Here is a 12,447-nt window from a genome sequence, read left to right on the forward strand (position 1 = left end):
CCTGCTAAATGCAATGATGTGCGTATGCATACCGGGTAAATATTTCCAATATTGAGAGGCTTAGGTAGACTGCAGGACGACGTAGCAAAGGAGCATCACGATGACAACGATTCAGGAAGTAGCAATTAAGGCGGGCGTTTCAAAAGCGACAGTGTCACGTGTGCTCTCAGGTAATGGCTACGTCGGACAAGAGAAGCGTGAAAGGGTGTTGAAGGCTATTGCAGAAACCGGGTATCGGCCTAATTTGCTGGCCCGCAATCTGGCGACTAAAACGTCTCAGACAATCGGACTGGTCATCACCAACACGCTCTACAGCGGCAGCTACTTTACTGAGTTAATGGCCCACTCCGCACGCATGATGGAGCAGCAGGGCCGTCAGCTGATTCTGGCGGACGGCAAGCACACCGCCGGGCAGGAAGAGGCGGCCATTCAGTTTCTGCTCGATCTGCGCTGTGACGGCATCATCATCTATCCGCGCTTCCTGAGCATTGACGCGCTGGATGCGATTATCTCCAGCCACAAACAGCCCATTCTGGTTATTAACCGGCGGCTGCGCGTCAATCACAGCTACTGCATTTACAGCGATCAGCACGCCAGCAGTGCCACGGCCGTGGGGTATCTGCTGAACCAGGGACACCGCGATATCGCATTTATTACCGGTTCGCAGGATTCTCCGACCGGTGTTGAGCGCCTTAACGGTTATCGTGCTGCGCTGGCTTCAAAGGGCCTTAACGCCGACGACCGCCATATTGTGGCGGGTAAATGGACGGCGCAGAGCGGTATGGCAGCCGTCGACACGCTCCTTGAGCGCAACGTGTCATTTACTGCGCTGGTGGCGAGTAATGATGAGATGGCGATTGGTGCAATCAAACGCCTGACCGAGTGCAACATTGCAGTACCCGATCAGGTCTCGGTAATAGGCTTTGATGATATCCCGCTGGCACCCTATATCACGCCGTCATTATCGAGTATGAAGCTACCGGTCACAGAAATGATCGACGAGACGATCAACCGTCTGGTAACCATGCTGGACGGGGGTGACTGGCAGACTCAGGCGCCTTTCACGGCCAGCCTGATGATGCGGGACTCCGTGACTAAAGGCCCCTGGCCTGCTTAACCTATCGCGATCTGTATCACCTCGATCCCCTGTGCGCTGAGTTGCACGACCGTCGCGGAATCCAGTGTCTCATCAGTAATTACATGCCCGACCTGAAAGCCGGATGAGAGCGGATAGGGGTGAATCTGACCAAATTTTGACGCGTCAGTCAGCGCATAGCTTTCAGCGCCTTTCGCCAGCACTGCATCTACTACATCACAGCGCAGCATGTTGCGGCCGGTGAAACCCGTCTCCGGATGCCAGCCATCCACGCCAACAAACGCTTTATGAAAATGGACCTGCTGAATGGAATAACGCGTCAGCGGACCCACAACGGATTCACTGCTTTTCTGCAATAATCCGCCAAGCACAATCACTTCACAGGCAGCCTCCCGCAGAAGCTGGGCAATATAGTGGCTGACGGTAATCAGCGTAAGGTCCGCACGATCAGCCAGCGTCCGCGCCAGCAGCGCATTGGTACTGCCCCCTTCGATGAAAACCGACTCACCCGCCTGCACCAGGCTGGCCGCATGTTTTGCCAGCGCCTGCTTGGTGGAATAACGGGTATTCATGCGTGTGCCGACGTTATCGCTATCCAGTGCCAGCGCAGAGCCATGAACCCGGCGAAGCAGCCGATCACGTTCCAGCAGTGTAAGATCCTGGCGCACCGTCACTTCCGAAACACCCGTATGCTGGGCCAGTTCACTGACAGTTACGCTGCCCCGGTCATTAACTAATTGAATTATCTGATGATGTCGCGGGTTCATAATCGCGCTTCGCCGTTAAATAAAAGAGGCAGTGTAACAGGGATTATCCCGCGCCGGTGCGCGACGCGGGGTTGCGTCAGGCTAAATCCAGAGAGCGTCGGCCATTGAGGTTGAGATCTTCCGGCATGAAACGTTGCTCCCATTCTGCTTCATAGTCTTCAGGCGGGAAATCGCCCGGTGAACGTCCCTGCTCCAGTGCCTCTGCAACCCGACGGGCATAAGCGCGGTTTTTCTCACACATCGGTGCTGCGGGGATATACATCACGTTGCCCCAGCCTTGTTGGTTCTCAACCGGTGCAACGGCGTGAATCACATCACAGTGCCACCACACGGAATCACCCGCCTCAAGAGCCGGTATTGAACAGAGCCCGGCAATCAGGTGCGGATGCCACTGTTCATTAACGGGCAATACCCGACCCGGCGCCACACCGCACAACTCATCTTCAGGCACATCCGAAAGCAGCGGACGCAGCAAAACGTAAGCCATCGCCTGCGGCACCGGCACCACATGCAACAGGCCCTGACCGGGGATCATATCGGAGAGCGCGGTCCAGCCCTGAAAGGTGCGAAACACAGAACATTTGGTGGTGCCTGGCAGATCATATTCGTTTACTTCGGTACGGTGGGCCGCGTCCCAGGGATCGTATGCGGCAAATTCACCGTGGAACAGCTTACTGAAAACCTGCTGATAAGCGGGCAGCAACCAGCGTTCAAGTGCTCCTGAATCGGTGTGGGCACCCAGGCCTTTAGAGGTTGTACCCGGCAAGCGACGACGGATGCGATCGGGATAGATAACGCTGACATCCGGATCAAACCACTGCTTGCCCTGGGAATTAAATGTCCATAGCCGGTTAAGAAAAGATTGTGCCTCCGCCATTGCCGGGCTCTGCCGCGCCTGCATTTGCGCCTGCGACCAGTAGATGGGATAGATTTCAGGACGGGAGGCAGCCAGGGTGCCAAAAAAGTCATCACCGGGCCCACGATACTGTTCATCAAAATGATTGTGATCCAGATAGTCGAGCATCGACTTATCCCAGGCCAGAGCCTGATTTCGTGCAAAATGCTGCTTAATCACCACACAACCGCGACGTTTAATCAGCAACCGGGTTTCATCTGAAACCCTTCCTTCAGTAATGTCCTGCATTGGCACGACCGGCCAGGCCGTACCGGTTTGCGCTTCCTCTGTTTTTGCCTGCGCAATGGCAGTGGTGACGTTGTCGCAGACCTGTTTGAACAGAGCATCAACATCGCCGATTTGTTGACGTAACTGCTGTTTCATTTCTCGGATAGCGGTTTTGACGTCGTCAGGTAATGGGGTAGCCAGGGTTTCATCACGGATCATATTCTGCTCCTTTATTTTCATGGTTGAGTTTCGAATGTAATTTAAATAATCTTCATTCGTAACGTGTCGTTGAGCTTAACATTCTTTTAACGACATAAACCGTGCGCGCTAACACAACTGATGAACCGGAACGCTCTGAAATCCGTTAGCAATGTCACTATTTGCATTCTCATTAATCCACACAGCGAGTAAGCTTTATGAATCAAATCAATCAGCCGAAAGGACAGAACGGCGAACGTAAAGGGGCAGGCGAAATGGCGGTTAAGATGATTGCGGTGGATATGGATGGCACCTTTCTGGACGACAATAAGCAGTACAACGTCCAGCGGTTTTCACGTCAGTATGCGCTGCTGAAGCAGAAGGGCATTCGTTTTGTGGTGGCGAGCGGGAATCAGTATTACCAGCTCCAGCGCTATTTTCCCGACATTAAAGATGAAATCGCGTTTGTGGCGGAAAATGGTGCGTGGGTTTCGGACTGCAATGAAGAGATTTTCTGCGGCGAGTTAGCGCAGGAGAAAGTGCATAAGATCCTCGATATCCTGGCGCATGAACCTGACATCGCGGTTGTGGTCTGCGGACGTAATGGTGCGTATGTACACGCATCCGCTTCAGACGAGATGATGGCGCAACTGGCAAACCATTATCACCGACTCGAAAAACGTGATGACCTTTATGCCATCGACGACACCATTTTCAAGTTCTCGCTGAAGCTGGAGCACGAAGGCGTAAATGCACTGCTGCAAAGACTGCACGCCACACTTGGCGAGCTGGAAAACATCATGCATCCGGTCTCCAGCGGCTTTGGCTTTATCGACCTCATCATTCCCGGTTGCCATAAAGCACACGGCATTGCGCTACTACAGGAAAAGTGGGGCATCAGTGACTGTGAAGTGCTGGCGATTGGTGATAGCGCCAATGACATTGAGATGCTGCGTCAGGCCTGCTATAGCTTCTCGATGGCGAATGCTGCTGAGTCTGTCGCCGCCGTGGCGCACTATCAGACTCAGAGCAACAACGACGAAGGCGCGCTAAATGTGATTGCACGCGTGCTGGCGCGCGAATTCCCGTTTGATTAATCCGTAACGTGCATCACTGGCGGTCATCTCCGCCACTCTCCTGATGGCTGCGCACATGATTTTCCATTTCATCCAGCGCAGCCTGATTCTCCAGACCCCATTCATACATCTGCTCAATCGGTTCTGCAAAGGTATGGCCGAGTGGTGTGAGGCTGTACTCCACTTTCGGCGGGACAACCTGCCAGACATGACGCGACACCAGCCCGCGCTGCTCAAGCTCGCGCAGCGTCTGAATCAGCATCTTCTTTGAAATTCCCTGCAGGCTGCGCTCCAGTTCCCCTGTGCGCGCCCGATTTTCCGGCCAGTGATAAAGCGCATGCAGCACCATCGTGCTCCATTTCACGGAAAAGAGCTCAAGCAGGCGACGTGGTGGTGAGTCTGCATAAAAATAAAGTTTTCCTTCAACCCAGACCGGCACAGTCTCTCCTCACATTCATGGTAACCAAAAGGTAACTACTACCAAACAGGTTCCTGCATGTCTATAGTGGGCCGCTTTCTTTACGACCATCAGATGAGAAGAGGCAACAGATGAAAATTAACGCGCTGGTAGCCACCCAGTCAGATCAACCGTTAAAGGCGGGTCAGATTGAGTTACGTGACGTGCAGGCTGACGATGTCAAAATCGAAATCCTGTATTGTGGCGTCTGTCATTCTGACCTTCATATGGCACGCAATGAATGGGGCGTGAGCCGCTATCCGCTGGTTCCCGGTCATGAGATTGTGGGGCGCGTGGTGGATAAAGGTGACAACGTCACTCGCTTTTCTGTCGGAGATACGGTGGGTGTGGGTGTTATGGTCGATTCATGCCGTGAATGCCATTTTTGCCAGCAGCAGGAAGAGCAATATTGCGAGGCGGGCTTCACGCCAACCTATAACGGTACCGACAAATACACCGGCAATACCACCTTTGGCGGGTATGCGCAGCATGTCATTGCCGACCAGCATTTTGTGGTGACGGTACCCGACAATCTGGCGCTGAGCGCTGTGGCACCGCTGTTGTGTGCAGGTGTGACTGTCTGGTCACCGTTGCAGTATTTTAATGTCAAAGCAGGCGACCGCGTAGGTGTTATCGGCCTTGGCGGACTGGGACACATGGCGGTTAAGCTCGCCAGCGCACTGGGTGCAGAAGTCACTCTGTTTACCACTTCTCCGGCGAAAGGTGCAGATGCGCGTCGTCTGGGTGCTAAAAACGTGGTCATCTCGCGAGACGCGGCACAAATGGCAGAGTGTCAGGCCTACCTGGATATCATTCTGGACTGTGTGGCTGCGCCTCATGATCTCGATCCTTACCTTAATGCGCTGAAGACCAATGGTCAGCTGGTGCTGGTCGGCATCCCCGATCAACCGCATAAGTCCCCGAATGTCACCCCAATGGTGTTTCGCCGCCTGAGTATTAGCGGCACCTCAATTGGCAGCATTAAGGAGACGCAGCAGATGCTCGACTTCTGCGGTCAGCACAACATCACGGCTGACGTTGAGATGATCACCGGTGAAGACGTTGAAAAAGCCTTTGAACGTATGCTGATCGGTGACGTGAAATACCGTTTCGTTATCGAAATGCAGAAAACTTACTGGTAATGACGGCAGGCCCGCTATCAACGCGGGCTTTCTGGCGGAGATTCGTTAGCGCTAAGTGGGGTATAATAAGGTGGTCATATAGTTACAACATACTAAAAGTTTCTTTCATTACGCGTTCCATTGGATTCATTGCAAAAATGGGCCTGCCAGTAAAAATGGCCAGTTTGTGGCAAAAAAATACCCGGCTCACTGTGGCCGGGTATCCTGATACCGAAGATGATCTTAGTTAATCCTGTTCTTTATCCGCATCACGCTTTTCTGATTCATCTTTATCCATCACATGGATGAAAGGCTTAAGCAACTGAATATCCAGAATCACATACACCATGGTGCTGATGAACAGCGAAATCACACTACCGAATACACCGCTGGTGGTGAATGTAAGATAGTTATAAATCACCAGCCAGGTTACACAGATAAACATCGCCAGCGAAATGGAGAGGTTAGGCACGGAGTAATTGCTGGTGCCGCCGCCCTGGGTGTGTGTCACCTTGAACAGGTTTCCGATGGCGTATTTCTCCAGCACCAGAATCGTCTTTTCCCAATTACGCTGTTTACGCGCACTGGCGCGAGTCAGGAAAAGATAGAGAATAGAGATGAAGACACCGGAGAAGGCGATGAGTACCGGAATCGCTTCCAGCGCATAGGCAATACTTTTATGGCCCGTGCCCGGGGCGCTGAGATCAAGCGTCAGTGAGGCACCCAGCGCAGCATACAGAAAGAGAAACAGCAGCAGAAACGTCAGGCTACGTTTCCAGTCGCCATCGGCTTCTGCACCTTTTTGCTGAATGGCCAGCTGAAGAGATTGCGCAATTTTTTGAGCCTGCGGCGATTCTGTTTCGAGAGTGTGGCAGGGTGCATCAAAGAAGTTTTGCATAAACAGCTCATCTTCTTTGTGAATGGTGATTTTCATCAGAAACCTGTATTCGGGGAGTTTGCTTTATTCTAATCAGCACGGTTTGAATTAACACTAAATTTGGCGTTGAACCGGATGAACACTCTCCGGCTTACCAGGTAGACAGGCGCAACAGACTGCTTTCCACTGATTCCGTTGCATACGACTGTGCGGCATTATCTTCTTCGCGACGCATCGGCTGATCGTGCAGCAGGGCTGCAACGGCGTTATCGGCATGCTGCACGCCATATACCGTCTTACAAACCCTCGAAACTCGAGCATCCTGATTATCCTGCACCACAACGCACACGGTTCTGACGGCGTGATCCCTCTGAAACTGGCCATGATCAGGCAGGGTTATTTCTCATCAGGGTTATCCAGCGCTTTAAACTGCTTAATGGCTTCATTGATATTGTTAGTTTCTACAGTCGCAATACAGCGGTCACCATTGAAAACATCATAGCGGGCGTTGTGCAACTGAAACAGCAGATCTCTGCCTCTGAAGTGTATGCGTTTCTGTTTAATGCCAATCCCATGCCGCCGTAATAACGCCTGTGACAGGCGATCGGTCTCTCTTATCATTGGTTCTGCTCTCTGGCGGTACGTGGTCACTACCATTAAACCTGATGAACATTAGTTTTATATTAAGAAAGAAGCCTGATTGAGTCAGGCTTACGAATATGATCAGGCGTATTTGTCCTGCCGGAAGGCTCATGAAACTATCACGTCGACGGATTAATGCCATTCCCTGCATTTACGAACGGCAAATGCGGTACACTTGCCTGAATAACTCGCCACAGGACATGCCGCTATGAACGATAAGAAGATGATTTCAATTGATCAGTTCAACGCTGATGAACGTCTGGCCGTCGAGCAAACCTACAAGGGACTGGCAGAGAAGTACCGTCAACGAACCGGTAAAGAGCCTGATAGCAAGAAAGAAAAAGAATTTAATAGTGAAGCACGTCAGATCGTCATGACCAGTAAACTGGAGAAGGAAAAAGCGCTGGCGCTAAAAGCGCAAAAAAAGCCGCTTCGTAAAAAGAAACCCTCTTCATTGACCGCCAGCGAAGTCAGCGATTTCAACTGGTCTGCCTCAATCGTTAAAGGCCGCAGATAATCTGCTTCAGAGAGCCGCGCGTTATTCACGACGCGTGGCAATCCCTCACCGCTGTTTCCGGTCCCGTAATTTAATTCCACCGCATAGTTAAATTACGTGCGGGCAATAAGAATAATCTGCAAATAATTCACAATCTTTCTTCATTTACCGATAAACTTACCTGACCTGTAACTGCTTCAGTGCGCGTATGAATTATTACACCCCCGATGATGTACAACTGAAGCGACGTTCGACGCGATTTGTCCGGCGAATGTTTATGATGCGCCAGCTTGGTACCTTTCTCTGTTTTCTGCCCATTCTTTCTGTCCTGATGGAGAGGGGAATGTGCCCGCAGGTCTGCGCCTTATTGTTTACTAACGCGTTTGTCTGGCCTTATGCAGCGTACCGACTGGCGCTGCGATCCCGCGACCCCACTGGATTTGAACGCAAAAGTTTAACGCTGGATGCCGCCTTTGGCGGATTCTGGGTTGCTAACATGGCGCTAAGCCCGTTGCCCTCAATTATTATCATGGCTGTACTAATCTCTGACCGCTATTCGGCTGGGGGCTGGGGTCAGCTAAAATCCGCAATAAAAGCTTTTCTGTTTACCTTCATGCTAGCGTGGCTGGTGGAAAAGGCGCCCATTCTGCTTAATTTCAGCCCCCGGACAGTCTGGCTGACCTTGCCGCTGGCCAGCGGATATCTGCTGGCACTCAGCGTGGTGTCACATAATCTGACTCTGAGTCTGCGCAAAAAAAACCGCGAGCTGGAACGTATTGCACTGATGGATCCCGGGCTAGAAATCCCAAATCGTCGTCTGTTTGAGCAGCGTCTGGAAAGTGAGTTTTTGCGCACCCAGCGAGGTGAGGGTAAAGCCTGGCTAATGCTGCTGGATGTTGATCATTTCAAGCAGGTGAATGACACCTTTGGGCATGAGGCTGGTGACTTTCTACTGGCAGAAATCTCGGCGCTGCTGCGTAATAGCGTCGGGCTGAAAGATATTCCTGCCCGTTTCGGGGGGGATGAGTTATGTGTCATTGTGCGCGATGCAGACGAAGCCAGCATTACGCTGCTGGCAGAGCAGATTAAACAGGGCATTGCGCTGCTCCGGCTGCCAGCGTCTCCCACTTTTCAGTGCTCGGTGAGTATTGGAATTGCACCGGCATGTGATGCGGGATCAATTCATCAATGGCTGAGATGCGCTGATGAAGCGCTGTATCAGGTTAAGCGGGCCGGTCGTAATAACATACAGGTCTGGCATTCGGGCACGCTGGAAACGCTGAATGAAGTCAGAAGCAGATAGAGAACACCGCCTGAGACAGTGTCTCAGGCGGTGGGATTAAATTGCGGGGTAGTCGCCGGTACCTTCAGGCCACGGCGTCAGCAGATCAAAACCTTCTTCAGTCACTGCGACGGTATGTTCCCATTGCGCGGAAAGCGAGCGATCTTTCGTGACCACCGTCCACCCATCTGACAGTACGCTGGTGCCTGCTTTACCGGCGTTGATCATCGGTTCAATGGTGAAAATCATGCCGGCTTTCAATGGCATCCCTTCGCCTGGTGTGCCGTAGTGCAGCACCTGCGGGTCGGTGTGGTAGATCTCACCAACGCCGTGACCGCAATATTCACGGACCACCGAGAAGCCTGCGGCTTCCGCAACACGCTGAATTGCTGCACCCACATCACCCAGCGTCGCGCCAGGACGAACCGTTTTAATACCCGCAACCATCGACTGATAGGTGATCTCAACCAGACGTTTGGCCCGGACTGATGGGGTGCCGACAAAGTACATGCGGCTGGTATCGCCGTACCAGCCATCTTTGATGACCGCCACATCGATATTCACAATATCGCCATCCTTAAGCTTCTTACTGGCCGGAATACCGTGGCATACCACATGATTTACCGATGTGCAGGTGGTGCGGGTATAGCCGTGATAGCCAATGTTCGCGGGTGTCACCTTAAGTTCATTCACAATGAAGTCGTGGCAGATATCATCAAGCTCTTCCGTGGTGATACCGGGACGCACATGAGGCGTGATCATCGCCAGTACCTGAGCCGCAGCGTGTCCGGCTGCGCGGGCCATTTCAATTTCCGCTGCGCTATGTATTTTAACGGTGTTCATGACACGTCTCCTTGTGGGATGAGGCTCTCTTTTGGGAGCATACTGCGAATATCAGCGCTGCCTTCCAGTTCAAGCCGGATCAGCATTTGCGCCAGTTGGTGTTGAGTCTGCTGCGGATAGAGTTCAGCCAGCATGCCAAGCTTAAGCCAGTGTTCTGCCTGGGCATTGATCGAGCGGCTCATCGCCTGGCTGGCGATGCGGAGATTCTCATGCATCAGGTCGGAAATTTTTACGATACCCATACAAACCTTATATGAAATGTATACGTTTCGTATAGATTAACGTTGGCGGGTGTGATTTGCAACGAGGAGTGGCGCATCAGAGAGTAAAGCGCGTGTGACTTTCAAACACTACATCAAAATTAACAACATAGAACTGTGCTTTGGCTCTGCCAGGCTTCTACATCAATACAGCATCGGCTCTTCATTGCAGAGACATATTCTGATATGCGGCAGCAGAGAGCATCTCACTTACCAACATAAATATTATCAAACCCGGCGTCATGACGCTGATTAAATACGACAGTGAATGTTGTCGTGGTTGGGTTAGCAAACGTCACAGTGAAATGAAACAGGAGCATTTTAAGTGGAATGATGAAGCGTTGCCATTTTGATGTATAGCAGAACCTGACGTCCTGTAATGCGTAACCCTGTTCCTGGGTAAAACGCTGAATTGTTTCAATCATTTCATCAGTGATCAGATGTGATGCAAATGTCACGCTATGATAATTTTTCTTTTCAAGATCCTGTAAGCATTGTTTAAGCGAAGAGATCACGTTGCGCAGATCGGACATCTCTCTCGGCGTGCCAAAAATTGACAGGCGCAATGTGAGATTATTTTTTCTTTTATCAAAATAGATAAAGTGTCCTGAAAGGCTGCGCGTCATTTTTATGTAATACAATACAAAGGCAATAATAAAGAGTATTGCCACTGTGAGTGAATCTTTGTCTATCATCATGTCTCCGCAGCCAGCAATATTCAGGAACAGATTTCGCAGATTTTAGCGAATACTTAATAAGGCCTATCGAACGTCCCTGCTCATTTTAATACTATCAGAAAATTATACCCTCTTACCCTGCAGCGCTTTTGATTAATCAGCCATGAAAGGCGATGAACATTTAATGCTACGGTTTGAGACAGACCCGCCCAGGGTTCAGGTAAGTGATAACCGTTGGTGTAATAGACCTGCCGGTCTGCTGGAGGTTGCAACCAGGCAGGATTTTTATGTTCAGAAATTCTTCTTTTCGTTTTGCTGACATACATCCTGTTGATGATTAATTAAACTGCAGAATGAGAATGAACGTTCATTACAGGGTAACTATGAGAAACTTTCAGCGCAGTATGATCGCCGGACTCGTGATGATTGCGGCGTCCTGCGATCAAAACAGTCATCAGCAAGTACCAGTTATGACCCCAGAAGTGGGTGTTAAAACCTTGAAAACCGAATCTGTGACGCTGGATAGCCAGCTTGCCGGGCGGGTTACGGGCAGCATGACGTCAGATGTCAGGCCACAGGTGGATGGCATCATTCAGAAACGCCTGTTTACCGAGGGCGATGAAGTTAAAGCCGGGCAGATACTCTATCAAATCGATCCTGCCAGCTATCAGGCCAGTTACGATCAAGCCGTAGGGCAGCTAAAAAATGCCAAGGCGCTGGTGAAAAGCAGCAAATTGAAAGCCGAACGCTATGCTGCACTGCTTAAAGATAATGGTGTGTCGCGACAGGATGCCGATGATGCGCAGGCAACGTATCAACAAAATGTCGCCTCTGTGGATCAATATCGTGCTGCCGTTGAAAATGCCCGTATCAATCTGAACTACACCCAAATCAAAGCGCCGATCGGTGGCCGTATCGGGATCTCATCCGTGACACCTGGCGCACTGGTTACGGCAAGCCAGACCTCTGCACTGGCAACCATTCGTGCGCTGGATCCTATCTATGTCGATCTCACGCAATCCAGTGTGCAACTGCTGAAACTCAAACGCCAGCAGGCGTCGCTGCAACAGAGTACCGATGATGTCCCCGTAACGGTGAATCTGGAAGATGGCACGACCTACGAATATCCTGGAAAGCTGGAGCTGACGGAAGTTTCGGTCGATGAAGCCACCGGTACGGTCACGCTACGCGCGATTTTCCCGAATCCGCAACATGAACTCCTGCCGGGCATGTATGTGCGCGCCAGCGTCACCAACGGCGTTAAAAGTGATGCCATTCTGGCACCGCAACAGGGAATTAGCCGGGATCCCAAAGGCAATGCCACTGCAATGGTGGTCGACAACGAGAGCAACGTTGAAAGCCGGCAGGTCGTGGCCGACCGTGTGATTGGCAACAAATGGTTGATTACTTCAGGGCTGATACGCGGTGACAAACTGATTGTTGAGGGCAGCGCTAAAGTTCAGCCAGGCATGCATGTCAAAGCCGTCGAAGTGACGCCAGACGGTAAAGCTGCTATCCGCGAGGGCAAATAA

The 12,447-nt window shown here is 51.4% G+C and carries 15 protein-coding genes; 6 read left to right on the forward strand and 9 right to left on the reverse strand.

Going from position 1 to position 12,447, the window contains the following annotated elements; translation table 11 throughout:
* Positions 1-100 precede the first annotated feature (100 nt).
* The gene (locus P2R09_RS05530; protein WP_275767845.1) at positions 101-1,117 is read left to right on the forward strand and encodes a LacI family DNA-binding transcriptional regulator; all 1,017 of its coding nucleotides are present in this window, start codon (positions 101-103) and stop codon (positions 1,115-1,117) included.
* On the opposite strand, the gene P2R09_RS05535 is transcribed toward P2R09_RS05530, so the two are convergent.
* Together P2R09_RS05535 and P2R09_RS05540 are read right to left on the reverse strand one after the other, a co-directional pair.
* On the reverse strand, positions 1,114-1,863 hold the full coding sequence (locus tag P2R09_RS05535) for a DNA-binding transcriptional regulator YciT (protein WP_275767847.1): 750 nt from the start codon (positions 1,861-1,863) through the stop codon (positions 1,114-1,116). The two genes, P2R09_RS05530 and P2R09_RS05535, sit on opposite strands and share 4 nt — an antisense overlap.
* A 76-nt stretch (positions 1,864-1,939) precedes the next feature.
* Entirely contained in the window at positions 1,940-3,205 is a 1,266-nt protein-coding gene (locus P2R09_RS05540; protein WP_275767849.1) for a DUF1479 domain-containing protein, read from the reverse strand.
* Positions 3,206-3,459: 254 nt separating this feature from the next.
* Between P2R09_RS05540 and P2R09_RS05545 the strand changes: the two genes are divergently transcribed.
* Positions 3,460-4,281: a Cof-type HAD-IIB family hydrolase gene (locus tag P2R09_RS05545; RefSeq protein ID WP_275768119.1), complete on the forward strand. Its 822-nt coding sequence runs from the start codon at positions 3,460-3,462 to the stop codon at positions 4,279-4,281.
* 13 nt (positions 4,282-4,294) lie between these two features.
* Here the strand turns inward: P2R09_RS05545 and P2R09_RS05550 are convergent, their stop codons facing one another.
* Entirely contained in the window at positions 4,295-4,699 is a 405-nt protein-coding gene (locus P2R09_RS05550; RefSeq protein ID WP_275767851.1) for a helix-turn-helix domain-containing protein, read from the reverse strand.
* A gap of 110 nt (positions 4,700-4,809) precedes the next feature.
* On the opposite strand from P2R09_RS05550, the gene P2R09_RS05555 reads away from it, so the two are divergent.
* On the forward strand, positions 4,810-5,859 hold the full coding sequence (locus tag P2R09_RS05555; RefSeq protein ID WP_275767853.1) for an NAD(P)-dependent alcohol dehydrogenase: 1,050 nt from the start codon (positions 4,810-4,812) through the stop codon (positions 5,857-5,859).
* Positions 5,860-6,085: 226 nt separating this feature from the next.
* Here P2R09_RS05555 and P2R09_RS05560 read toward each other — a convergent pair whose 3' ends face one another.
* From P2R09_RS05560 to P2R09_RS05570, 3 genes are all read right to left on the reverse strand, one after another.
* Complete coding sequence (locus P2R09_RS05560; protein WP_275767855.1) at positions 6,086-6,772, reverse strand: hypothetical protein; 687 nt, start codon at positions 6,770-6,772, stop codon at positions 6,086-6,088.
* Positions 6,773-6,866: 94 nt separating this feature from the next.
* On the reverse strand, positions 6,867-6,998 hold the full coding sequence (locus tag P2R09_RS05565; protein WP_275767857.1) for a hypothetical protein: 132 nt from the start codon (positions 6,996-6,998) through the stop codon (positions 6,867-6,869).
* Positions 6,999-7,111: 113 nt separating this feature from the next.
* On the reverse strand, positions 7,112-7,336 hold the full coding sequence (locus P2R09_RS05570; protein ID WP_039661474.1) for a hypothetical protein: 225 nt from the start codon (positions 7,334-7,336) through the stop codon (positions 7,112-7,114).
* 229 nt (positions 7,337-7,565) lie between these two features.
* On the opposite strand from P2R09_RS05570, the gene P2R09_RS05575 reads away from it, so the two are divergent.
* Both P2R09_RS05575 and P2R09_RS05580 read left to right on the forward strand, forming a co-directional pair.
* On the forward strand, positions 7,566-7,874 hold the full coding sequence (locus P2R09_RS05575) for a hypothetical protein (RefSeq protein ID WP_275767859.1): 309 nt from the start codon (positions 7,566-7,568) through the stop codon (positions 7,872-7,874).
* A 187-nt stretch (positions 7,875-8,061) separates the two neighbouring features.
* Positions 8,062-9,156, forward strand: a complete 1,095-nt coding sequence (locus P2R09_RS05580) for a diguanylate cyclase (RefSeq protein WP_275767861.1) — start codon at positions 8,062-8,064, stop codon at positions 9,154-9,156.
* A 36-nt stretch (positions 9,157-9,192) separates the two neighbouring features.
* Here P2R09_RS05580 and map read toward each other — a convergent pair whose 3' ends face one another.
* The 3 genes from map to P2R09_RS05595 all read right to left on the reverse strand — a co-directional run bounded on the left by map (position 9,193) and on the right by P2R09_RS05595 (position 10,936).
* Positions 9,193-9,978, reverse strand: coding sequence for a type I methionyl aminopeptidase (gene map / locus P2R09_RS05585; protein WP_275767863.1), 786 nt, complete (start codon positions 9,976-9,978; stop codon positions 9,193-9,195).
* Positions 9,975-10,220 (reverse strand): ParD-like family protein, encoded by a 246-nt coding sequence (locus tag P2R09_RS05590; protein ID WP_003854973.1) that lies wholly within the window; start codon positions 10,218-10,220, stop codon positions 9,975-9,977. Before P2R09_RS05590 ends, map begins: the two co-directional genes overlap by 4 nt.
* Before the next feature lie 224 nt (positions 10,221-10,444).
* A complete protein-coding gene (locus tag P2R09_RS05595) occupies positions 10,445-10,936 on the reverse strand; it encodes a hypothetical protein (protein ID WP_275767865.1) in 492 nt (163 codons plus the stop codon).
* Between the two features lie 362 nt (positions 10,937-11,298).
* On the opposite strand from P2R09_RS05595, the gene P2R09_RS05600 reads away from it, so the two are divergent.
* Positions 11,299-12,447, forward strand: coding sequence for an efflux RND transporter periplasmic adaptor subunit (locus P2R09_RS05600; protein ID WP_275767867.1), 1,149 nt, complete (start codon positions 11,299-11,301; stop codon positions 12,445-12,447).

This window comes from Pantoea sp. Cr_R13 (assembly GCF_029222565.1).
In the GTDB taxonomy this organism is placed as follows: domain Bacteria; phylum Pseudomonadota; class Gammaproteobacteria; order Enterobacterales; family Enterobacteriaceae; genus Pantoea; species Pantoea eucalypti.

Bases quoted from the DNA above. Each gene is read 5' to 3' on its own strand.
- P2R09_RS05535 (WP_275767847.1), bottom strand. From the start codon at position 1,863: ATGAACCCGCGACATCATCAGATAATTCAATTAGTTAATGACCGGGGC.
- P2R09_RS05540 (WP_275767849.1), bottom strand. From the start codon at position 3,205: ATGATCCGTGATGAAACCCTGGCTACCCCATTACCTGACGACGTCAAA.
- P2R09_RS05595 (WP_275767865.1), bottom strand. From the start codon at position 10,936: ATGATGATAGACAAAGATTCACTCACAGTGGCAATACTCTTTATTATT.
- P2R09_RS05530 (WP_275767845.1), top strand. From the start codon at position 101: ATGACAACGATTCAGGAAGTAGCAATTAAGGCGGGCGTTTCAAAAGCG.
- map (WP_275767863.1), bottom strand. From the start codon at position 9,978: ATGAACACCGTTAAAATACATAGCGCAGCGGAAATTGAAATGGCCCGC.
- P2R09_RS05600 (WP_275767867.1), top strand. From the start codon at position 11,299: ATGAGAAACTTTCAGCGCAGTATGATCGCCGGACTCGTGATGATTGCG.
- P2R09_RS05580 (WP_275767861.1), top strand. From the start codon at position 8,062: ATGAATTATTACACCCCCGATGATGTACAACTGAAGCGACGTTCGACG.
- P2R09_RS05545 (WP_275768119.1), top strand. From the start codon at position 3,460: ATGGCGGTTAAGATGATTGCGGTGGATATGGATGGCACCTTTCTGGAC.
- P2R09_RS05575 (WP_275767859.1), top strand. From the start codon at position 7,566: ATGAACGATAAGAAGATGATTTCAATTGATCAGTTCAACGCTGATGAA.
- P2R09_RS05570 (WP_039661474.1), bottom strand. From the start codon at position 7,336: ATGATAAGAGAGACCGATCGCCTGTCACAGGCGTTATTACGGCGGCAT.
- P2R09_RS05555 (WP_275767853.1), top strand. From the start codon at position 4,810: ATGAAAATTAACGCGCTGGTAGCCACCCAGTCAGATCAACCGTTAAAG.
- P2R09_RS05590 (WP_003854973.1), bottom strand. From the start codon at position 10,220: ATGGGTATCGTAAAAATTTCCGACCTGATGCATGAGAATCTCCGCATC.
- P2R09_RS05560 (WP_275767855.1), bottom strand. From the start codon at position 6,772: ATGAAAATCACCATTCACAAAGAAGATGAGCTGTTTATGCAAAACTTC.